The 22,207-nt window shown below is 65.5% G+C and carries 23 protein-coding genes; 20 read left to right on the plus strand and 3 right to left on the minus strand.

Translation table 11 applies throughout. The annotated features are described in order from the left end of the window. The first annotated feature begins 119 nt into the window (after positions 1–119). On the plus strand, positions 120–770 hold the full coding sequence (locus ACSFC7_RS13940; protein WP_436343424.1) for a DUF7344 domain-containing protein: 651 nt from the start codon (positions 120–122) through the stop codon (positions 768–770). Between the two features lie 464 nt (positions 771–1,234). Here the strand turns inward: ACSFC7_RS13940 and ACSFC7_RS13945 are convergent, their stop codons facing one another. Then, positions 1,235–1,681 carry an acyl-CoA thioesterase gene (locus ACSFC7_RS13945; RefSeq protein WP_436343428.1) on the minus strand — a complete coding sequence of 149 codons (447 nt, stop codon included), beginning with the start codon at positions 1,679–1,681 and terminating at the stop codon, positions 1,235–1,237. Between the two features lie 161 nt (positions 1,682–1,842). Between ACSFC7_RS13945 and ACSFC7_RS13950 the strand changes: the two genes are divergently transcribed. From ACSFC7_RS13950 to ACSFC7_RS13985, 8 genes are all read left to right on the plus strand, one after another. Further along, on the plus strand, positions 1,843–3,612 hold the full coding sequence (locus ACSFC7_RS13950) for a TraB/GumN family protein (RefSeq protein ID WP_436343430.1): 1,770 nt from the start codon (positions 1,843–1,845) through the stop codon (positions 3,610–3,612). Further along, a complete protein-coding gene (locus tag ACSFC7_RS13955) occupies positions 3,609–4,238 on the plus strand; it encodes a metalloprotease (RefSeq protein WP_436343431.1) in 630 nt (209 codons plus the stop codon). The genes ACSFC7_RS13950 and ACSFC7_RS13955 overlap by 4 nt, the downstream gene beginning before the upstream one ends. 225 nt (positions 4,239–4,463) lie before the next feature. Further along, positions 4,464–5,297, plus strand: coding sequence for an ABC transporter permease (locus ACSFC7_RS13960; protein WP_436343433.1), 834 nt, complete (start codon positions 4,464–4,466; stop codon positions 5,295–5,297). Positions 5,298–5,299: 2 nt separating this feature from the next. Continuing rightward, entirely contained in the window at positions 5,300–6,313 is a 1,014-nt protein-coding gene (locus tag ACSFC7_RS13965; RefSeq protein WP_436343434.1) for an ABC transporter ATP-binding protein, read from the plus strand. Next, positions 6,310–6,981: a hypothetical protein gene (locus ACSFC7_RS13970; RefSeq protein ID WP_436343436.1), complete on the plus strand. Its 672-nt coding sequence runs from the start codon at positions 6,310–6,312 to the stop codon at positions 6,979–6,981. The genes ACSFC7_RS13965 and ACSFC7_RS13970 overlap by 4 nt, the downstream gene beginning before the upstream one ends. Positions 6,982–6,988: 7 nt before the next feature. Further along, on the plus strand, positions 6,989–7,288 hold the full coding sequence (locus ACSFC7_RS13975) for a winged helix-turn-helix domain-containing protein (RefSeq protein WP_436343438.1): 300 nt from the start codon (positions 6,989–6,991) through the stop codon (positions 7,286–7,288). 75 nt (positions 7,289–7,363) lie between these two features. Beyond that, complete coding sequence (gene purM, locus ACSFC7_RS13980; RefSeq protein WP_436343440.1) at positions 7,364–8,356, plus strand: phosphoribosylformylglycinamidine cyclo-ligase; 993 nt, start codon at positions 7,364–7,366, stop codon at positions 8,354–8,356. A gap of 111 nt (positions 8,357–8,467) precedes the next feature. Beyond that, on the plus strand, positions 8,468–8,845 hold the full coding sequence (locus ACSFC7_RS13985; RefSeq protein ID WP_436343442.1) for a hypothetical protein: 378 nt from the start codon (positions 8,468–8,470) through the stop codon (positions 8,843–8,845). Between the two features lie 83 nt (positions 8,846–8,928). Here ACSFC7_RS13985 and ACSFC7_RS13990 read toward each other — a convergent pair whose 3' ends face one another. After that, complete coding sequence (locus tag ACSFC7_RS13990; protein WP_436343444.1) at positions 8,929–9,468, minus strand: macro domain-containing protein; 540 nt, start codon at positions 9,466–9,468, stop codon at positions 8,929–8,931. 130 nt (positions 9,469–9,598) lie between these two features. Here ACSFC7_RS13990 and ACSFC7_RS13995 point away from each other — a divergent pair, with 130 nt between their 5' ends. Then, positions 9,599–9,763, plus strand: a complete 165-nt coding sequence (locus tag ACSFC7_RS13995; RefSeq protein ID WP_436343446.1) for a hypothetical protein — start codon at positions 9,599–9,601, stop codon at positions 9,761–9,763. Between the two features lie 368 nt (positions 9,764–10,131). Here the strand turns inward: ACSFC7_RS13995 and dpsA are convergent, their stop codons facing one another. Continuing rightward, positions 10,132–10,677 (minus strand): DNA starvation/stationary phase protection protein DpsA, encoded by a 546-nt coding sequence (gene dpsA / locus ACSFC7_RS14000; protein ID WP_436343447.1) that lies wholly within the window; start codon positions 10,675–10,677, stop codon positions 10,132–10,134. Positions 10,678–10,883: 206 nt separating this feature from the next. Here dpsA and ACSFC7_RS14005 point away from each other — a divergent pair, with 206 nt between their 5' ends. The 10 genes from ACSFC7_RS14005 to ACSFC7_RS14050 all read left to right on the plus strand — a co-directional run bounded on the left by ACSFC7_RS14005 (position 10,884) and on the right by ACSFC7_RS14050 (position 22,207). Further along, positions 10,884–12,353: an aldehyde dehydrogenase family protein gene (locus ACSFC7_RS14005; protein WP_436343448.1), complete on the plus strand. Its 1,470-nt coding sequence runs from the start codon at positions 10,884–10,886 to the stop codon at positions 12,351–12,353. 147 nt (positions 12,354–12,500) lie between these two features. Then, on the plus strand, positions 12,501–13,604 hold the full coding sequence (locus ACSFC7_RS14010) for a carbohydrate kinase family protein (RefSeq protein ID WP_436343449.1): 1,104 nt from the start codon (positions 12,501–12,503) through the stop codon (positions 13,602–13,604). Between the two features lie 67 nt (positions 13,605–13,671). After that, positions 13,672–14,844, plus strand: a complete 1,173-nt coding sequence (locus tag ACSFC7_RS14015) for a YhjD/YihY/BrkB family envelope integrity protein (protein ID WP_436343450.1) — start codon at positions 13,672–13,674, stop codon at positions 14,842–14,844. A gap of 49 nt (positions 14,845–14,893) precedes the next feature. Continuing rightward, positions 14,894–15,316, plus strand: a complete 423-nt coding sequence (locus ACSFC7_RS14020) for a hypothetical protein (RefSeq protein WP_436343451.1) — start codon at positions 14,894–14,896, stop codon at positions 15,314–15,316. Between the two features lie 35 nt (positions 15,317–15,351). Further along, positions 15,352–15,828 carry a YbaK/EbsC family protein gene (locus ACSFC7_RS14025; RefSeq protein ID WP_436343452.1) on the plus strand — a complete coding sequence of 159 codons (477 nt, stop codon included), beginning with the start codon at positions 15,352–15,354 and terminating at the stop codon, positions 15,826–15,828. Between the two features lie 145 nt (positions 15,829–15,973). Further along, positions 15,974–17,068, plus strand: coding sequence for a metal ABC transporter substrate-binding protein (locus ACSFC7_RS14030; RefSeq protein ID WP_436343453.1), 1,095 nt, complete (start codon positions 15,974–15,976; stop codon positions 17,066–17,068). After that, on the plus strand, positions 17,065–17,802 hold the full coding sequence (locus ACSFC7_RS14035; protein ID WP_436343454.1) for a metal ABC transporter ATP-binding protein: 738 nt from the start codon (positions 17,065–17,067) through the stop codon (positions 17,800–17,802). The genes ACSFC7_RS14030 and ACSFC7_RS14035 overlap by 4 nt, the downstream gene beginning before the upstream one ends. After that, positions 17,802–18,821: a metal ABC transporter permease gene (locus tag ACSFC7_RS14040; protein ID WP_436343455.1), complete on the plus strand. Its 1,020-nt coding sequence runs from the start codon at positions 17,802–17,804 to the stop codon at positions 18,819–18,821. The genes ACSFC7_RS14035 and ACSFC7_RS14040 overlap by 1 nt, the downstream gene beginning before the upstream one ends. Positions 18,822–18,905: 84 nt before the next feature. Beyond that, complete coding sequence (locus ACSFC7_RS14045) at positions 18,906–21,026, plus strand: acetate--CoA ligase family protein (RefSeq protein ID WP_436343456.1); 2,121 nt, start codon at positions 18,906–18,908, stop codon at positions 21,024–21,026. Next, the gene (locus tag ACSFC7_RS14050; RefSeq protein WP_436343457.1) at positions 21,023–22,207 is read left to right on the plus strand and encodes a phosphotransacetylase family protein; all 1,185 of its coding nucleotides are present in this window, start codon (positions 21,023–21,025) and stop codon (positions 22,205–22,207) included. Before ACSFC7_RS14045 ends, ACSFC7_RS14050 begins: the two co-directional genes overlap by 4 nt.

Raw genomic sequence — 22,207 nt, forward strand, 5'->3', positions numbered from 1 at the left:
TGTCGAGCGACGGTGACGAGAATGGAGGTACTAGATTCAGGAAATATTATATCTAGTAATATTTTCAGTAATTTATTCACAAGGACTATATCGAGACAGTTTCCCTTTCAGATATAGAAATGGCGATCAAAAAGGACCGTCTTCCTCGCTCTTTTGGCGACCCTTCCGTAGATTCCCGATCCGGGGAAACGCGGGAGCTGACCCAGGACGAGATCTTTCATATTCTCCAGACCAACCGCAGAAGAGACGTGATCGTCTATCTCCTGGAGAAGAACGAACCCGTCAAAATGAGGGACATTGCCGAGATCATTGCGGCGGACGAACACGAGACGACCGTCGCAGAACTGACCTCCACGCAGCGCCAGCGCGTGTACATCCCGCTGTACCAGACTCATCTCCCGAAACTCGACGAGAAAGGGGTGATAGCGTACAACAAGTCCCGGGGAATCGTCCGGCCGGCCGAGGGATTAGAGACGTTCCGACGGTATCTCGAAGCGGTCGACTCGTCCAACGGATTCGCTCGGCCGGAAACCGACTCCGGCCGATCTCGTCTCACAACGTCCGCCGACGACTACTGCATCACGGCCATGGCGATAAGCGTCAGTCTGCTGGTTGCCTCCGCAGTCGACTTGCTCGCGATCCCCGGAACGACGCTCGCGACGATCGTCACGGCCCTGTTCGTACTGGCCACGATCGCGCCGAGTCTTTCCGACTCGCTCGCGGCAACGGACGACGACACCTCGTCAACCGCACTGATGTATCGGGAGTGAACGACGGAGACAGCGACCCCGCTCGCCGATCGAGTTGCTGTGAACGCACCGGCCGCCTCGCTCTCCGCAAGCTGGTAGGTACCGGTGCGTTCAATTTCCGGCTGACTCACGATCATCGTGGGACCGCGGCAACGACGCCGAAGCACTCCGGGCGACACCTGCGTCGCGGATGTACTCGGAGTGCTGTGAACGGAGACGTCTCGAGCGATCCGTCGGAAACGAGACGTCCGGCGACACCAGTCGCATCTCAAGGACGACCCCGAACGTTGTACGTCGGTCGCACTCGCCAGCGGAAGCGATCACGACCGCCCTCGAGACGTCTACCCCTGCTCCGCCGAGCGCCTTCGATCACGGTGGCCGACGCCGATTCCGATCGAGGATCGCGTCGAAATCGATCCGCAAAACGAGACGATTCGGTTCGAGTGAGACCGAGCGGTTGGGTCCCGATTCGAGACGGGACGGGCTCAGCAGTCCCCGTTCTCTCTCTCGAGGGCCCGCGTCCGGAGTCGTTCTCCCTCCTCGCTGCTGACGGTCAATTCGGGGACCGCCGTCGGCTCCTTGTGCTCGTCGATGGCGACGTAGACGAAGTAGGACTCGGTGGTCTTCTCGCGCTCCCGGGTTCGCAGGTCCTCGCGCTCGGCGATCAGTCGAACCTTCACGCTCGAGGTACCCGCATCGTAGGCGTACGCCGTGATGTAGGCGGTATCACCGACGCGAATCGGACGCTCGAAGTTCATTTGATTGACCCGCGCGGTGACACAGGTTTCGCCGGAAAAGAGCATGGCGGACATGGCTCCCACCTCATCCATCCACTTCATCACGTTCCCGCCGTGGGCCGTGTCGAGCATGTTCGCGTGGTTGGGCTGAACCATCTCGCGGTTCTCGACCAGCGTCTCCATGAGATCCGTCATCGGTCGTCCTTGCGCGACGGCCCCAATCACTCTTGTCGTCGAGACGGACACGTAACGTCACCGCGGTGACGACTGTGCATACATACAACACGAACCGAACCGAATTTATTATTTCTCTGTAGTTCGATACTGGTAAAAGTCCCCGCCGAGTTGACCCGCTAATGAGCGATGCAGGCGACGCCGGCGTGCCGGAGCCCCCGGAGCCCCCAGGGGACGAACAGGGCTCCGTTCACGTTCTCGGGACAGCACACGTCTCGCAGGCGAGCGTCGACGAAGTCCACGAAACGATCGATCGCGAACAACCGGACATCGTCGCCGTCGAACTCGACGAGGGCCGATACAACCAGATGCAGGGCGGCACGCCGGACGATATCGAGGCCGAGGACCTCCTCTCGGGGAACACCGTCTTCCAGTTTCTGGCCTACTGGATGCTCTCGTACGTCCAGTCGCGACTCGGCGAAAAGTTCGATATCGAACCCGGTGCCGACATGCGCGCCGCCATCGAGGCCGCCGAACGCAACGGCAGCGGCGTCGCACTCGTCGACCGAGACATTCAGGTGACGATCCAGCGGTTCTGGCGTCGGTTGACGTTCACCGAGAAGCTGAAGATGATCGGCGGGCTCGCCCTCGGCGTCACCGATCCGCGGACCATCGGACTCACGTTCGGTGCCGCCGCCGGACTCTTCGTCGGGTTCATCTTCGCCGCGTTCCTCGCACCGATGCTCGGTCTCGGCGACCTCCTGCTGCTCGGCATCTCCGACGCGACCACGCTCCAGTACGCCGGCGCCGCCGTCGGCGGGGCCGTCGGCGGCGCGCTCGTCGGACTGCTCTTTCTCCCCTCGCTCGAGTCGGTCGGCGAGTCGACCGGCGTGCTCAGCGGGTTCTCGATACGCATCCTCGCGGGGCTGATACTGGGAGTCGGCGGCTGTCTCGCGCTGGTCTCGACCGAGACGTTCGTCGGGCCGCTTTCGGCGGGGATCTTCGAGAGCGCCGGCACTTACGCGATCCGCGGGACGGTCGGCGTGGTCGCCGGCCTCGGCGTCGGGGTCGCTATCGGCGCGGTGGTCGGACTCTTCCTCGACGCGCTCGGCGGCGACGTCGAGGACATCGACGAGGTCGACATCGAGGATATGACCGACGGCGACGTCGTCGCCGCGATGATGGAGGAGTTCCGCCAGTTCAGCCCCCGCGGGGCGAACGCACTGATCGACGAACGCGACGCCTACATCGCGAATCACCTCGAACAACTCCGCATCCAGGGGTACGACGTCATCGCCGTCGTCGGCGCCGGTCACAAAGCCGGCATCGAACGCCACCTCGAGAACCCGTCGGAGATCCCGACGCTCGAGTCGCTCTCCGGAGCCGCTTCGGGAAGACGGTTCTCACCGCTGAAGATCGTCGGCTACCTGGTGACGCTCGGCTTCGTCGGCTTCTTCTTCCTCCTGATCATGGCCGGCGTGCAGGATACGTTCCTCCTGCAACTGTTCGCCGCGTGGTTCCTGTTCAACGGCTTCTTCGCGTTCACGCTCGCGCGCCTCGCCGGCGCTCGCTGGACCAGTGCCGGCGTCGGCGGCTCGGTCGCCTGGCTGACCAGCATCAATCCGCTGCTGGCTCCGGGCTGGTTCGCCGGCTACGTCGAACTCAAATACCGGCCGGTCAACGTCCGTGACATCCAGCAGCTCAACGAGATCGTCGGCGACACGGAGCGACCGATGGAGGACGCGTTCTCCGAAATGTTCGACGTACCGCTGTTCCGGCTCATCATGATCGTCGCGCTGACCAACGTGGGGAGCATGATCGCGACCCTGCTGTTCCCGATCGTCGTCCTGCCGTGGCTGGCACCCGAGATCGGCGGCGTCGACGCGCTGATGGGCGAACTCATCCGCGGGGCCGAAAACACGCTCGAGTTGCTCCGAGGGTGGTTGACGTGAGCACGCGAACCCGTCGGTCGGAGCCCGAGTTAACCTTCAGCAGCAAGGAACTGTTCGATCTCGCGGTCGCGTGGATCACGCTCTCGGTCGCGTTCGCGCTGTTGTTCGCGCCGATTCACCGTGCGCCGGTCGCGATCGGCTACTTCGCGGCGATGGTCGGGTTGAGTTTCGTCACCGTCGGCGTCGCCTTCCTCCTGCACGAACTCGCGCACAAGGTCGTCGCGATCGAGTACGGCCAGATCGCCGAGTTCCGTGCGGACTACCAGATGCTGTTTCTGGCCATCATGGGCGCCCTGGTCGGGTTCCTCTTCGCCGCGCCGGGAGCCGTCTACCACCGGGGCCGGATCACGAAGCGGGAGAACGCGATGATCGCCCTCGCCGGACCGATCACCAACCACCTCCTCGCGCTCATGTTCCTGCCGCTGATGATCTTTCCGAGCGTCCTCGGGACGATCGGTCAACTGGGCGTCGCGATCAACCTCCTCCTGGCCGCGTTCAACATGATCCCCTTCGGTCCGCTCGACGGAAAGTCGGTCTACGACTGGCACAAGGGCGTCTTCGCGCTCGTCTTCGTCCCGAGCGTCCTGCTCGCGGGGTACGTGTTGCTGTTCGTCGGGCTGTTCTGATTCTCGTCGGCCGACCGAACGCGGTTTTCCATCCGACCCCGCTCGAACTGCGGTATTCGATCGGTGACTGCGTCTCGCAGCGAGATATACTATATAAATCCGTCGCTACTTTGTGATGTAGAGTGATCTATTAGACAAGGTTTTTGGTCCTGTAAGCCGAGCATCAGGACGAGCCGATCGCGTTGCTGACACGACGCGCGGCCGCCACTCGAGAACCTGATCACAATGCCCGATACGACACCGCACGCGGTGCCCTGGACCGGCCAGGCGCGAGCGTTCACACGGCGTCACGTACAGCAACTGCGTCGCAACAAACTGATCGTCTTCCTCGCGGTCGGCTGGCCGGTCGCGTGGTACTTCCTGACGATGGCGTTTTTCATCGAGGGCGTCCCCGCCGGCGACCTCCCGTACGTCAAGGCTTCGCAGGGAATCACCTACGGACTGTTCGGCGCGTTCACCGTCACCATCGCGGTGTTCGCCGGCGAGTTCGCCCGCGATCTCGAGGGCGACCGGTATCGAAAACTCCGTGCGATGCCGGTGTCACCGACCGCGGATCTCGCCGGCCGGTTCGCCGCCGGCACCGCACTCGGCGGGTGTTCCTATCTCGTGACGATCCTCGCCGCGGCCGCTCACGGCGGGTCCTTCGAAGTGGGGCAGTTGCACGCGATTCAGTTCGTAATCCTCGCTCTCTCGTTCGTCCTGTTCTGTACGATCGCGATGGCGCTGGCCCTGCTTCTGGCGCTCGTGATCACCAAGCCGGAACATATGACGACGATTTCGGTCGTCGTCGTGCTGATGGCCTTCTACCTGACGGGGTTCAACGGAACCGTCCCGAGCCTGATCGGCAGCGATCCGGCGTTCGTCAACTACCTGCCGAACTCGCTGGCGACGCGGATGCAGATCGCCGCCTGGGCGGGCACCGAGAACGTCGACTTCATGACGCCGCCGGAGGCCCCGGTATCGCTCGAGTACGGGACGCTACTGGTCGGCTACGCGGTCGGACTGTGCGCCCTCGCCGTCGCGATCGTCCGACGGTTCGCCTACGGAGGTGAGGCCTGATCGTGACGACCGATATCTCGGACACCACGGATGGAGAGCCGGCCGATCGACCGCACGAACCGCTGCTCGAGGCCCGGAACGTCACGAAGGGGTTCGGCGACGGACGGGTCCTCACCGGTCTCGATCTGACGGTCGAGGAGGGGGAGTTGCTCACCCTGATGGGGCCGAACGGCGTCGGGAAGTCGGTGTTCCTCTCGTGTCTCGCCGGGAGCAGCCGACCCGAGACCGGATCGATCGAACTCTTCGACGGGCGCTCGCCGACCGAGGCGCGATCGGCGACGAGCGTGATGTTACAGGGTCAGTCGATCGATCCGGACCTGACCGGGCGGGAGAACATCCGGTTCTACGGCGACCTGCATCCGGGCGCGACCGAGGACTGGCGCGAGCTGGTCGATCGCCTCGAACTCGCCGACGACCTCGGCCGTCCGGCGCGGGAGTACTCCGGCGGGATGACGCGGAAACTCGAACTGGTGATCGCGCTCACCGTCGACGCGGAGCTCTACCTGCTGGACGAGCCGACCGCGGAACTGGATCTCTCGATGATCCAGGTCGTCCACGACCTGTTGCTCGAGTACCGCGCGGCCGGAAAGACGATCCTCGTGACGAGCCACGCGCCGCTGGACGCGGGGATCGCCGATCGGATCGCGTTCGTCCAGGACGGGCGCGTCGTCGCCACGGACGAGCCGACGGCGCTGCTCGAGGAGTTGCCGCCGGTCGTCCGGATTCGCGGGGCGATGGCGCCCGAATCACCGTTCCTCGGCGATCGGGTCTTCCAGCGGGGCGACGAAATTCGCGGGTTCGTGCCGCCGGGCGCCGATCTCGAATCGATCGAAGGCGCGATCGACCGGAAGCGAGAACGCGCGACCGTCGACCGCGACTCGCCGTCGTACACCGATCTCTTCAACTACTACACGTACGTGCAGCCGGCCCGGGTCGACGGGTCATCGGCCGAACCGACGGACGGTGACCGGCCCGATCGGTCCGGATCCGAGAGGAGCGAGGTGAGCCGACGATGACGGACAACGTCGACCGGACGGACGACCCCGCCCCGGACGGACAGCCGGACGTCGACGCGTTGCGCGAGGACATCCGGCAGATCAAGTCGGCGATGGCCATCGAGGATCGGTATCCCGGTCAGCGACGCCTGTGGCTCGTCCACGGCGTCGTCGTCGGATTGGCCGGCGTGCTGACGAACGTTATGTTCGTCTACCCGTGGCCCCAGTACGTCTACATTCTCGTCTGGGCGGCCGTCTTCGCGCTGGTCGGCTACACGCAGTGGCAGACGTCCGTCCGCGCCGGCATCGACGTCGACGATCCCACCCCGAAACCGAGCTGGAAGGTCGTCTTCGGGACGCTCGTCGCCGGGCTGTTCGTCCTGACGTCGATCGTCGACCCCGTGCTCGCCGACGTCGAGAGCGTCCTGCGGGGAGCGTTCTTCTTCAGCGTCGCGTTTACCGTCCTCGGGATGGGGTATCTGCTGGCCGGCACGATCCTGCGAGCCTACCGGATTCGGGCGATCGACCGCTATCCGTTCTACAGCAACGGCAGCTGGATCCTCCTCTTCGCCTGGCTGATGCCGTTCGTCGAGTGGCTCCACTACGCCGGCTACGCCGTCTTCGGAATCCTCTTTTTCCTGCACGGGGCAGGGACGTACTACCTGCTGACCTATCGCGTCGCCGACTGACCCCCTCATGGAATTCGACAAACTCGTCCACCAGCCGACCCGACTGCAGATCTTCGCCTATCTCTACCGCCACGACCGGGCGACCTTCTCCGAAATTCAGGACGAACTGGGCATCACCGACGGCAACCTCTCGGGACACGTCCAGCGTATGGAAGACGCCGACGCCGTCACCGTCGAGAAACGGTTCGTCGACCGACGGCCACAGACCACCTACGAACTGTCCGAGGAGGGCCGAGAGACGTTCGAATCCCACGTCGACACGCTCGAGGCGCTGCTCGAGCAACTCGAGCGAGACGACGACGAGTGAGCCGCGTTCGGCGCGTGAACTCCCGGCCGCTCCGGGACCGGTGACCTTTTGCTCACCCCGGGAGGTCGTTCAGACATGACCGATTCAGCGGACGACGGGAGCGAGGAACGGCTCACCTACGCCGAGACGGGCGTGGATATCGACGCCAGCGAGGACGCGACCGCGGCGCTGCTCGAGGCGTTCGGCAGCGGCCTGACGACCGAGTACGCCGGCTTGCTCGACATCGGCGACCGCTATCTCGCGCTCGCGACCGACGGCGTCGGCACCAAGCTCCTGGTGGCGGAAGCGATCTCGGACTTCTCGACGATCGGGATCGACTGCATCGCGATGAACGTCAACGACCTCGTGGCCGCGGGGGTCGAACCCGTCGCCTTCGTCGACTACCTCGCGATCGACGAACCGGACGACGACCTGACGAACGAGATCGGCGAGGGACTCGCGGTGGGCCTCGAGGAGTCCGGCATGACCCTTCTCGGCGGGGAGACGGCCGTCATGCCCGAGGTCGTCTCGGGTTTCGACCTCGCGGGCACCTGTGCCGGACTCGCAGCGAAGGACGACATTCTCGACGGCGAGGCCGCGGTCGGCGACGCGCTCGTCGGCTTCGCCTCCAGCGGGATCCACTCGAACGGGCTGACGCTGGCTCGAGAGGCCGTCACCCGAGACCACGACTACACCGACGAGTTCCCGCCGGATCCGGACCGAACGATCGGCGAGGAACTGCTTCGGCCGACGCGGATCTACACGGACTTGCTCGAGCCGATGCGCGAACACGACGTTCGGGCCGCAGCACACGTCACGGGCGGCGGCTGGACGAACCTGCTCCGAATGGGCGATCGACGGTACGTCGTCGACGATCCGTTCCCAGCCCAGCCGGTCTTCGAGTTCGTTCAGGAGGAAGGGAACGTGACGGACGAGGAGATGCACCGCACGTTCAACGTGGGTACCGGCTTCGTCGTCGCCGTTCCCGAAGACCGGGCCGACGACCTCGTTGCCGACACCGACGGGCGGATCATCGGTCACGTCGAAGACGGCGAGAGCGTGGAGATTCGCGGCCTCTCGCTCGAGTAACCGTCGAGAGAGCGATTCGGCTCCAGGGTGGTCGTCGCGTTTTGAACGGGGGCATATCCTGTCGTGAGTGACAACCGTGATATTAACACTCTCGTCGTTGAGCACAGATTCATGGACCGAAGACGATTCCTCACAGTCACGGCAACGACCGCGACGGTCTCGCTCGCGGGCTGTGCCTTCGGAGAGAGCGAAGAACTGGACGCGGAACTCGAGGACGACGGCACGGAATCTTTCGAGGCCGACGAGGGCGACGAACTCGAGGTCACCGTGACCGTCGAAGACGAGGGCGAAGTCGACGTCTGGATCAGCTACGATCTCGACGAAACCGTCGAGAACGCGGACGACGAGGAAGACGCGGCGAGGGCGTACTCCGGGCCCGTGCTCGACGAAACCGTCGAGGGCGAGGAGACGTTCGACGTCGAAATCCCGACCGACGGCTACTACGAGGTGACGGTGACCGGCGGCTCGGCGCGGGTCACCGTCGAGTGAGAGTACGGCCGATCGATTCGTCGCCGTCGCCGCCCTCGCTGCGGACGGTGTCGGCCCCGAACGAAACGCGCTCGACCGCGCAGCTATCGATCCGACTCGCTCGCTTCCGTAAACTCCGACTGATCCGCCTTCCCGGTCGCCGCGCGGATCGCGTCGTACTCCTCGTCGCTGTAGGCGATGAACTGAACGTCCTCGAGCGACTCGGGTTCGAAGCGCTCGATCTCTTCGCCGATGATTTCGGCTCCCTCGGTGAGTTCGAAGCCGGCGACGCCACAGCCGAGCGCCGGAATCACGACCGACTGACAGCCGAGTTCGTCCGCGCGCTCGAGCGCGTTCCGGGTCGCGTCGCGAACGCTTTCAGCCGTCGCCTGTCCGTCCCCGTAGTGGGGCATCGCCGCCGCGTGGATCACGTACTCGGCGTTCAGATCGTAGGCGTCGGTGACCGCGACTTCGCCGAGGTCGACCGGTCCCTTCCGCGTGGCGTCCTCATTGATCTCCTCGCCCGCACCTCGCCTGAGCGCACCGGCGACGCCCGAGCCCATCTCGAGGCTCGTGCCGGCCGCGTTGACGAGCGCGTCGGCGGACTGTGCGGCGATATCGCCCTGGACGATGTCGTACTCCATACGCGCGGGTGCGGCGGCGACCAGTTTGAAAGTGGTCCATGCAGCCGTCGAGGCGACGCGAACTCGTCAGCTCCCAGAATCTTAGGCCGACCAAAACCTTTTTAGATTTAGGTTCGCCTAACTTCACCTGATGGACGTACCCGCCCGCACGCAGGATTCCGACACCGACGAACGCGAGGAGCCGACGGCAGTCGTGAGCAGCCACGAGCCCCGCCCCGGCAAACTCGTCTTTACCGAACGCGGCAACACCGACGGCTGGATCGCCACCGATCTCGCCGTCGACCTCGAGCGGTGAGTCGGTCGAACCCGTCGAATCCGCCGTAGCCGGTCGATAGTCGCTTCGGGACCGTGTTCAGCGAGCGCGTTCGTAATCATCGATCTATCTATCTCGACTCCGACTCGAGCGACGACGCGTTCGTCTCCGCCCGTCGGAATCTCTCGTTTCTCCGGACCGTACAGCCGCGAACGATTCGTATTCCGCTCACGAAACCGACGACGATTCTCGTCGGTGTCGCGCTCTTCGCCCGGATCCGCTATCGGCATCGCTGAGCGCTCTCTAACCCGCATTCAGGAGCCGTAGCGCGATACGACCGAGCGCACAGCCGACGCTCGCGATGGACGAAAACGGCGAAAAACGGAGCAACTACCGCCGTCGGTCGGCGCTTACTTGGTCGCCTCTTCGAGCACGAGGGTGTCGTCCTCGAGGTAGTGCTCGAAGTGGTGACCGTCTTCCTCGAGCGTCACGAGGATCTCACGCAGGATCTCGGCGGTCGCGTAGTCGCCGAGGTTCTCCGCGAGTTCGATGCTGTCGCGCATCGATTCGATGATGTCGCCGTACATCTCGAGGTCGTTCTGGAACATCGTCCGGATGTCGTAGACGTCCTCGCCCTCGAACTCGACGGTCGCGCGACGTTCCTGGTTGGTCGGACCGGAGACGGGGACGCCACCGAGCGCCTGGGCACGCTCGGCGATGACGTCGGCCCCTTCTTCGACGTGCTCGTAGGCCTCCTCGAGGAACTCGTGGAGCGGGAGGAACTCCGCACCTTCGACGACCCAGTGGTGCTTTTTGAGCTGGTGGTACAGCACGTACGAGTTCGCCAGTTCCGTGTTGAGCGCTTCGACGATCTGTTCGGCTTTCTCCTGATCGAGACGGAGTTCGTTCTCCTCGACGACGTCGGCTTGCTGACGGACGGTCTTCTGGGTGCTCATCGTACGATGACAGTACACGCGCATTCCACTTAAAGATTTCCCATGACAAAATATTTCTTCATAAGACGAGAACTCGAGTTGGTGAATAGCGCATTATATTTTTCGTCAAGTCACCCCGTACCGCGTGTCGGTTGCTACCTCCACGCGTAATGTAGTTTTTTCGAGGGTGAGTAAACATTTTTAGTGCTGGCGTCCGAAGCGTCGGTATGGCAACGAGAGTCGCACAGCGGAGAGAGCGGATCTACGTCGACGGGGAGTGGCTCGAGATGGATAACGTCATCACGGTCTCGGATCTCGCCGACGGCGGCACCTTCGCACAGGTCGACGCCGCGGATCCGGCGACGGCACAGACCGCGCTCGAGGCGGCCCACCGGATCAAGCCCGAACTGCGCGAGACGACGGTCGTCGAGCGCGCAACGTGGTGTGAGGCGATCGCCGAGGGGCTTCGCGAGCGCGAAGAGGAACTCACGGAGATCATCGTCCGCGAGGCCGGCAAGCCCGTCTCGTCGGCCCGCGGCGAGGTCGGCCAGGCCGCGGAGCGATTCGACCGCGCGGCAGAGGAGGCCCGGAACATCGTCAGCAAGGGCGAGTTCCGCGAGGGCTCGACCGAGGGCCACGAGGGCTGGCAGGCCATCGTCAAACACGAGCCGATCGGTGCGGTGCTCTGTATCACGCCGTACAACTACCCGCTGGCTACGACGGCATTACAGGTTGCCCCTGCACTCGCCGCCGGCAACAGCGTCCTGCTGAAACCCGCCAGCAAGACGCCGATTTCGGCCGCGATCCTCGCGGACATCATCGCCGACGTCGACGGCATTCCGGACGGCGCGTTCAACTTCGTTGCCGGCGAAGCCAGCGAAATCGGTGACGTGCTGTCGGGCGACGACCGCGTCAACGCCATCGCGATGACCGGCTCCTCGGGCGCTGGGAAACACGTCGCGCGCGAGAGCGGGATGGTCAACCTGCACATGGAACTGGGCGGCAACGCGCCAGCGATCGTCTTCGACGACGCGGACCTCACCGACGTCGCGGGCAACTGCGCCAAGGGTTCGTTCAAGTACGCCGGCCAGCGCTGCTCGGCCGTGTCTCGCGTGCTCGCTCATGAGTCGGTCCACGACGACCTCGTCGACCTGATCGACGGGCAGATGGACGCCTGGCAGGCCGGCGACCTCTTCGACGAGGATACGGCCTTCGGTCCGCTCATCAGCGAAGCGCAGGCCGACTGGGTCGAGGAACTCGTCGAAGACGCCATCGACAAGGGCGCCGACCTCGTCCGCGGTGGCGAGCGACGCGCACCCGAGGGCGTCCCGGACGAACTCGGCAACCAGTTCTTCGAACCGACGCTGCTCGCGAACGTCCCCCGCGACGCCCGCATCGTCGACGAGGAGCAGTTCGGTCCCGTCGCCGTCGTCACCACCTTCGAAGACGAGGAGGAGGGCATCGATATCGCCAACAGCTCCGACCTCGCGCTCGACGCCGCCGTCTTCACCAGCGACCACAACCGCGCGATGGACGTCGCGAATCGCGTCGACGCCGGCGCCGTCCGCATCAACGGCGCGCCGAGCCACGGACTCGGCGACATTCCCTTCGGCGGCAACAAGGACTCCGGTATCGGCCGCGAGGGGCTCGACGCTTCGATCCACTCGATGCTCCGCAAGAAGAGCATCGTGCTCTAAGTCGGCGCCACGCGATCCTCGCTGACCCCGCCACCCGCATTGCGACCGCTCTCGTTTCTCGTCCGCTACTACAGTCGGCACTGACACCCCCGAGAGCGCTCGGTTAACAAAGGTACGTCTAACTTATCGGCCGTGAGAGTGACAGCTATGACTCGCGACGTACTCGTCGCCGGCGAGACGCTGATCGACTTCTTGCCCGAGCGATCGGGATCCCTCGAGGACGTGCCGGGCTTCGAGCGCCGGCCCGGTGGCGCTCCGGCGAACGTCGCCGTCGGCCTCGCCCGCCTCGAGCACGCGCCGCAGTTCTGGACCCGGGTCGGCGACGATCCGTTCGGTCGCTACCTCGAGTCGACGCTCTCCGACGCGGGCCTCCCGTCGCGGTTCGTCGAGTTCGACGCCGACGCGAAGACGACGCTCGCGTTCGTCACCCACGACGAGACGGGCGACCGCGAGTTCAGCTTCTATCGCGACGGAACGGCGGACACGCGCCTCGAGCCCGGTCGAGTCGACGACGCGACGCTCGCGGACCTCGACTGGGTTCACGCGGGCGGCGTCACCCTCGCGAGCGGCTCGTCTCGAGCGGCGACGCTGGATCTGCTCGAGCGGGCGTCTGCGGCGGGTTGTACCACCTCGTTCGATCCGAACTTCAGGCCGGAGCTGTGGCCTGACGGGGAGACCTTCGCTCGCGTGGGTCGGGACGCCCTCGCCCACGTCGACGTCTGCAAGGCGACCGTCGAGGAACTCGAGCGCCTCGGGTTCGAGGCCGAGTCGTCGCCGACGGACGGCGGCTCCGCGTCGAACGCCGGATCGGCGTCGAAGCCGGAAGCGCTCGCTCGAGCCGCGCTCGAGTACGGACGCAGCACCGAGATCGACGGAACGGGGCCGCACACCGTGTTCGTCACGCGCGGGAGCGAGGGCGCGCTCGCGGTCTCGTCCGCGCGTGCGGCGTGGGCGTCCACGGACTCGACGGCGACGACAAACGCGGCAGACGACGACTCGGCACCGATCGTTGCTGACCACCCCGGGTTCGACGTCGACGTCGTCGACACGACCGGCGCCGGCGATGCGTTCGTCGCCGGCGCGATCGTCGCCGTACGCGACGGGCGGTCGCTCGAGGGGACGCTCGAGTTCGCGACTGCGGTCGCTGCGACGACCACGACCGACTCGGGAGCGATGACCGCGCTGCCGACTCGAGACGGGGTCGACTCGATTCTCGAGAACGGGGAGAAGAGCCGGCCGGACGGGATCTGAGCTGGTAATACCGAACACGGTGGCTGCAAGCCAACGGCCTATCGTGGTTCGGTCCCGTTCCTCTCGTATGTCTACGGACTTTCGGGACGGCCTCTCCTTCGGGAAGACGGTCGTCGGCGGAATTCAGGAGAAGAACGTGCCGTTCATGGCCGCGAGCATCGCCTACCAGGCGTTCATTTCGTTGATTCCGTTGCTCGTGCTGGTCTTCTTCCTCGTGACGCTCGTCCCCGACGAGGAGTTCGCGACGCAGGTCACCGAGACGACCCAGGGATTCCTCCCGGAGAGCGGCCAGTTGCTCGTCGAAGAGTCGCTCGAGGATTCGCCCGCGACGGCGGGCTCGACGATAATCGGGATCGTCGTCCTCCTGTGGGGGTCGCTGAAGATATTCAGGGGACTGGATACGGCGTTCTCGGAGATCTACGGGACGACGAACGACGCCTCCTTCGTCGAACAGCTTCGTGACGCCATGCTCGTCTTCGGCGCGATCGGCGGCGCACTGGTCGCGGCGGCCGGCATGGGTATCGTCTTCGCGTTCCTGCCGGACGTTCCCGGGTTCGGCGTGTTGCAGTCGCTCCTGCTCGTCGTCGTCCTCACGGCCGCGTTCTATCCGATGTACTACTACTTCCCCGACGCCGAGGGGATCTCCAAGCGCGAGGTCATTCCCGGCGTCGTCCTCGCGGCCGTCGGCTGGATGGCGCTTCAGTCGCTCTTTCGAGTGTACGTTTCGTTCGCCGCCGACGAGGGGGGCGGAGCGGTCGGCGCCATCCTCCTGCTGTTGACGTGGCTGTACTTCGGCGGCCTCATCCTGCTCTCGGGGGCCGTCGTCAACGCGATCGGAACCGGCTATCTCGTGCCCGAAGACGAGTCCGAGACCGAGGACGAGGCCGTGGACCTGTCCGAGGAGTCCATCGCCGCGAGCGATCGCGACTCGTTCGTCGACGACGGCCAGCGAGAACGCGAGCGACTCGTCGACCGCGCCGAGAGCCTGGAGCGCGAGCGGAATCAGCTACGGCTCGACCTCGAGGCCCAGCGCGACCGTCGCTACCGACTCGAGGATCGCGTCGACGACCTCGAGGCCAAAAACCGGGACCTGTCGGAGGCGAACGAACGGCTGCGACGGGAACTCGAGGAGCACCGGCGAGCGGCGGCGGAGGTGCCGGCGTGGCGACGGGCGATACGAACGGTGGCACACCACGTCCAGACGCTGAAGGTCGGCACCGTCGAGCGACGGCGGGAGTAGCCTGGAGAGAGTCGGGAGACCTTAGTGACTCCCGCTCGCACTCGTAGCCGTGTCGTACCCCGTTCGAGACGCTCGACGCCGGATTCAGGACGAGCACGCCGCAATCGTCGAGGGGATCGACCGCTGTGCAGCACAGGTCGCCGAACCCTGGGATACCGCCCGCACGACCGATCCTAACGCGGTCGTCGACGGGCTTCGAGGAGCCCTCGAGGCGACCGGGCTGCTCGAGCAACTCCCGCTCGTACTCTCCGATATCGTCGACGCGACGGGCTACGGGTTGCAGGCGCAGCCGGTCGCCGCGCCGCCGTACGTCGTCGTGACGAGTCGCGGACCGGTGCTGCGGGCGACCATCGATCCCGGGCGGCTGGTCGTTCGGTTCGACGTCTTCGATATCGTCCGTGATCGAGAGCCGACGCAGCCGTCGGCCTATCGGCGCCGAAACGGCGTTCAGATCTCGGTCTCGCTCGAGTGAACGTTTTTGTGGTCTCGAGCGAAACGGAGCAGCCGATGCATCCACGCGCCACGGCCTTCGCCGAACGCGCCCGTCAGGAGTACGAGTTCGACCCCGACGTCGAGGAGTTCCCGGAGGGGACGAAGACGGCAGCCGACGCGGCCGACGCGGTCGGCTGTGACGTCGGCCAGATCGCCAGCTCGCTCGTTTTCGACGTCGACGGCTCGCTCGTCGTCTCGGTGACGAGCGGTGCGAACCGCGTCAGCGAATCGGCGCTCGGGGACGCCTTCGACGCCCCGTCGGAATTCGTCTCGATGGCCGACGCTGACAGGATTCGCGACGAGGTCGGCTGGTCGATCGGCGGCGTCCCGCCGTTCTGTCACGAGCAGTCGGTTCCGACCGTGCTGGACGAAACGTTGCTCGAGTACGAGACCGTCTGGGCCGCCGCCGGCACGCCGGAGGCCGTGTTTCCGATCGACCCGGCGGAACTCCAAACGTACGCCGACGCGGAACCGGTCGCGATCACCGACTGAGATCGGTATCCACCACTCTCGACGCAACGGTCCGTTCTCAGTTCGACACCGCTGTTACTAGCATCCCACCCTATATCTGCCACGGGTTAATAACTAATGAGTTTGTAATAATAATACTTTTATTCGACGGGGCGCATGTCCGGGTATGAAGCCGACACGACGAACACTACTGCAGGGCAGTGCCGGACTCATCGCTGCGAGTACGTTCGCCGGTTGTCTCGACGACGTCGGACTCGAGAACAGGGAGTTCGACTCGGGGTACGCCGCGTTCTTTACGCTGTGGGACTGGGCCGAGCGGGTCAGCGGTGACGAAATCGATTTCGAGGATCCGGTCGGAACCGGCGAATCGGGGCACGGGTGGCAACCGAGCGGCGACCTCACTCGCGACATCGCCGACGCGGGCGTCTTCGTCTACCTCGACACGCCCGAGTTCTCGTGGGCGCAGGACGTCGCGGAGACGCTCGAGGCAGACTACGACGACGCGGCCGTGATCGACGGACTCGCCGGCCTCGACGATCGACTGCTCGACTGGGATCACGAGGGTCACGACCATGGCGACCACGACGGCGATGACGACGATCACGATGATCACGATGACCACGACGATCACGGCGACGACCATGACGACCATGGCGACGATCACGATGACCACGACGATCACGACGATAACCACGAGCACGACCGCTCGTCGGTCGATCCGCACGCCTGGCTCGACCCAGTGCTCGCACAGGATATCGTCCGGAATATCGCCGACGGACTCTCCGAGGTCGATTCGGACAACGCCGAGACGTTCGAGGCTAACGCCGACGAATACGTCGCCGAGCTCGAGGAACTCGACGAGGCGTTCGAATCGATGGTCGCCGACGCCGACCGTCGCGTCGCCGTTCTCGCCGGCCACGATTCGTTCACCTACCTCGAGGAGCGCTACGGGTTCGAACTCCACACGCCGATCGGCGTCTCGCCGCAGGAGGAACCGAGCCACGACGCCATCTCCGAGACGATCGACCTCGTCGACGAGGAGGGGATCGATACGATCCTCTACGACGCCTTCGATGCGCCCGAAGGCGACTACCCGACCCTCGTCGAGACGATCCTCGACGGCAGCGACGCGACCGACGCGATGCCCCTCTCGCCCGCGTCGGGCACCCTCGAGACGTGGAACGAGGAGGGCTGGGGCTACCTCGAGCAAATGGAAGAAATAAACGTCCCCGCGTTCAGAGAGGCACTAGACGCACAGTGACCGCCGTCAGTCTCGAAGACGTAACGTTCGCCTACGGGGAGCAGCCTGCCGTCCAAGACGTCTCGCTGGACGTCGAGGAGGGCGACTTCCTCGGCCTGATCGGCCCCAACGGCTCGGGCAAGACGACGCTCCTGCATCTCATGCTCGGGCTGCTCAGCCCCGACAGCGGACGGATCGAACTGTTCGAACGGCCGGTCGACGAGTTCGAAGCGGGCGAACGGATCGGCTACGTCTCCCAGCAGGCGACCAACCGCGGCGGGACGATGCCGGTCACCGTCCGCGAAGCCGTGACCATGGGCCGGTTCGCCCACGTCGGTCACGGACGGATTCGAGACGCAGACCGAGAAATCGTCGACGAGGCCCTCGAGACGGTCGGGATCGCGAACCTCGCCGACCGACAGGTCAACCAGCTCTCGGGCGGCCAGCGACAGCGCGCGTATATCGCCCGGGCGATCGCCTCCGAAGCGGACTTGCTGGCGCTCGACGAGCCGACCGTCGGCGTCGACGCCGAGTCTCGAGACGCGTTCTACCAGTTGCTCGAGTCGCTCAACGACTCGGGGATCACGATCATCCTGATCGAACACGACATCGGCGTCGTCACGGATCGAGCCGACCGAATCGCCTGTATCAACACCGAACTCTTCCACCACGGCGACACCGAATCGTTCGTCGAAAGCGACGCACTCACCGAAGCTTACGGCGCGACGGGTCAAGTCGTCCATCACCATCACTGATGAGTCGGACCGGATCCCTTCGTCGACGGGTAGAATATCTCGGCATCGGACTGACTGCTCTCCTCGCGGTCGTGATGGTCGGTTTGCTCGCCGTCGATGCGCTACGGGCGTATCCGTTCGTCGGCGAACTGTACGACCAGGCCCGGATCGCCGGTTGGTGGGCTGATTACTACCTCGGAACGAACGTCTTCTATCATCCGTTCATGTGGCGATCGATCGCGACGGGCGTCCTGATCGGCGTCGTCGCGCCGCTGGTCGGGACGTATCTCGTCCACCGCGAGATGGCGCTGATCGGCGAGACGTTGGCCCACACCGCCTTCGCCGGCGTCGCGATCGGGCTGCTGTTCAGCGCCACGACGGATATGGGCGTCTCGCTGTTGCTCGCGGCGCTGGTCGTCAGTATCCTCGGCGCGCTCGGCGTCCAGTGGCTGACCGAACGAACGGACACCTACGGCGACGTGCCGATCGCGATCATGCTGACCGGCAGCTTCGCCGTCGGGACGCTCATCATCAGCTACGGTCGCGGGATGACCGGGATCAACATCGAGGACTACCTCTTCGGGAGTATCTCCGTCGTCACTCCGTCGGGAGCCCGGCTGATGGCGGTCCTCAGCATCCTCGTCGTCGCCGTCGTGATCGCGACCTACAAACAGCTACTCTTCATCACGTTCGACGAGCAGGCCGCCCGCGTCGCCCGACTCAACGTGACCTGGTACAACACCCTGCTGATCGTGATGACGGCCGTCGTCGTCGTCGGCGCGATGCAGATCCTCGGCGTGATCCTCGTCGCCGCGATGCTCGTTATCCCGGTCGCGGCCGCCACCCAGATCGCCCGGAGCTTCCGCGAGACGCTGTTCTGTTCGATCCTGTTCGGACAGCTGTCGATCCTCGGCGGCTTCGCGGTCTCGATCTCTCGTGGACTCCCCACCGGCGGCTCCATCGTCGTCGTCGCGATCACCTGTTACCTGCTCGCGATCCTCGCCTCGAGTCGCTCGACGGCGGCGATTTCGACGCACTGATGGGCGTGCGTCCTCGAAACGCCCGCTCCCAGTCGGCGGGAGCACGCCGCACGTTTAACACCTTTGTCGGTCAAACGTCGAGCGATGGGACGGTTATCCGCACTCTTCGACCCCCGGACCGTCGCCGTAGTCGGTGCCACTGACCGCGAGGGCGCCGTCGGCCGCGCGATCCTCGAGAACTTGCGAGACGAGTTCGACGGGGACGTCGTGCCGATCAACCCGACGCGCGACGAGGTGCTGGGACTCGAGTGCTACGGAGACGTGTCGAGCGCGCCGGCGATCGATCTGGCGGTGGTCGTGGTCCCGCCCGACGCCGTGATCGAGACGCTGCGCGACGCCGGCGAGGCCGGAACGGAGAGCGTCGTCGTCATCACCGCCGGCTTCTCCGAGACGGGCGGCGAGGGGGCTACTCGCGAACGCCAGTTACGCGAGGTCGCCGCCGAGTACGATCTCGACGTCGTCGGCCCCAACAGTCTGGGGATCATGTCGACGCCGAACGGCATGAACGCCACGTTCGGTCCCGAAAGCGCGGGCGAGGGATCGATCTCCTTTATGAGTCAGTCGGGGGCCTTCATCACCGCCGTTCTCGACTGGGCCAACGAACAGGAGATCGGCTTTCAGGACGTCGTCTCGCTGGGTAACAAGGCCGTTCTCGACGAGACCGACTTCGTTCGCGAGTGGGGCGACGATCCGAACACCGACGTCATCATCGGCTACCTCGAGGGGATCGACGACGGTGACGAGTTCATCGACGCCGCCCGCGAGGTGACCGACGACACGCCGATCGTCCTCGTCAAATCCGGTCGGACTGACGCCGGGGCGCAGGCCGCCTCCTCACATACGGGCGCCATCGCCGGCAGCGAGCGAGCCTACGAGGTCGGCCTCGAGCAGGCCGGCGTGATTCGGGCGAACTCCGTCCAGGGACTGTTCGACTACGCGCGGGCGCTGTCGGGACTCCCCGAACCCGAGAGCGACGGCGTCGCCGTCGTCACGAACGCCGGCGGTCCCGGCGTGCTCACGACCGACGCGGTCGGCGACTCGCGCCTCGAGATGGCAACCTTCACCGACGAGACGATCGACGCGCTGACCGAGACGATGCCCGAGGAGGCCAACGTCTACAACCCGATCGACGCCATCGGGGACGCGGACGTCGAGCGCTTCGGCGAGGCGCTCGACATCGCGCTCGGCGATCCGAACGTCGGCAGTGCGGTCGTCGTCAGCGCCCCGACCGCCGTCCTCCAGTACGACAAACTCGCCGAGACGGTGATCGAGAAACGCGAGGATCACGAGACGCCCGTCGTCACCTGTCTGATGGGCGGCGAGCGGGCGCGGGCCGCCGAGGAGGTCCTCCGGGAGTTCGGCATCCCGAACTACTTCGACCCCGCGCGGGCGGTCTCCGGGCTTGACGCGCTCGCCCGCTTCCGGGAGATTCGCGAGCGGACGATCGACGATCCGGAGCGCTTCGACGTCGACCGCGAACGCGCCCGCGAGATACTCGCGCGGGCCACGCGCCGCGACGACAACCGACTCGGCGTCGAGTCGATGGACCTGCTCGAGGCCTACGGGGTGCCGACGCCCGACGGCGAGATCGTCGACGACCCGGATCGGGCACGCGAGGTCGCGGCGTCGATCGAGGGCGACGTCGTCATGAAGATCGTCAGCCCCGACATCTCGCACAAATCCGATATCGGGGGCGTCAACGTCGGCGTCGCGAACGACGACGTGTACGACGCCTACGAGGATCTCGTCGCTCGAGCGCGCAACTACCAGCCCGACGCGGCGATTCTGGGCGTGCAGGTACAGGAGATGGTCGACCTCGACACCGCCACCGAGACGATCGTCGGCGTGAACCGAGACCCGCAGTTCGGTCCCCTCCTGCTGTTCGGTCTCGGCGGCATCTTCGTCGAGATACTGGAGGACACGTCGGTTCGCGTCGCCCCGATCGGGGCGGACGAAGCCCGGGAGATGGTCGACGAGATTCAGGCCGCACCGCTGTTGCGCGGCGCCCGCGGGCGCGACCCCGCCGACGTCGAGGACGTCGTCGAGACGATTCAGCGGCTCTCACAGCTGGTGACCGACTTTCCGGCGATCCTCGAACTCGACGTGAACCCGCTCGTCGCGGGGCCGGACGGCGTACAGGCGATCGACCTCAGACTGACCGTCGACACGGAGACGCTCGAGACGGACGATACGGAGGAACCATGACCGACACCGAATCCACGGACCCACCCACTGACCCCGAGACCGGCACCGAAACCGAGGCGGCCGAAGACGAATCGACCGCGACCTCGACGAGCGACGCCACGAGCGAGCGGGACACCGACACGATCCTCGTCGCCTCGCTCGAGGAGAGCACCGGCAAGACGGCGATCACGCTCGCGCTCGCCCGCATCGCCCAGCGCGAGGGCGACAGCGTCGGCTACATGAAACCCAAGGGAACTCGTCTGCAGAGCAACGTCGGCAAGACGCTCGACGAGGACCCGATGCTCGCTCGAGAGCTGCTCGATCTGGAGGCCGAGATGCACGACTTAGAGCCCGTCGTCTACTCGCCGACGTTCGTCGAGCAGGCGATGCGCGGCCGCGAAGACCCCGCGGAGCTCCGGGAGCGCGTCGTCGAGGCGTTCGAGACGCTCGCGGCCGACCGAGACCGACTGTTCGTCGAGGGCGGCGGCGAGTACGACGTCGGTGGGATCATCGAACTGACCGACGTCGACATCGCGGCGCTACTGGACGCCCGCGTCGTCCTCGTCGCACCCTACGCGGTTCCCGGCGACGTCGACGACGTGCTGGCCGCTGCGGACGCCTTCGGTGACCGCCTGACCGGCGTCGTCTTCAACGACGTCGCGGACGCCGCGTACGATCCGCTCGAGACCGACGTGGTGCCGTTTCTCGAGGGACGGGGCATCGAGGTCTTTGGCGTGGTGCCCAGCGAGCGGACGCTCTCGGGCGTGACGGTCGCCGAACTGGCGGAGGAACTCGGCGCGACGACGCTCGTCGACGAGGGCACGGACGGCTACGTCGAACGGTTCAGCGTCGGCGCGATGGGGGCTGACAGCGCCCTGCGTCACTTCCGGCGGACGAAAAACGCGGCCGTGATCACGGGCGGCGACCGCGCCGAGATCCATACGGCCGCGCTGGAGGCGCCCGGGGTGCGCTGTCTTATTCTGACGGGCGGCCACCGGCCGTCGGGCGCGATCATCGGGCAAGCGGCGGAGCAGGGGCTGCCGATCCTGTCGGTCCAGACGGACACGCTCACGACCGTCGACCGGGCCGAAGATATCGTCCGTAGCGGGCGGACGCGCGACGCGGAGACCGTCGACCGGATGGAGGAGCTGTTGTCGGATCACACGGCCGTCGACGCGATTCTCGAGGACCGGCAGTATTAG

Origin of the sequence: Natronorubrum halobium, from assembly GCF_051351675.1 — an archaeon.
Taxonomy (GTDB): domain Archaea; phylum Halobacteriota; class Halobacteria; order Halobacteriales; family Natrialbaceae; genus Natronorubrum.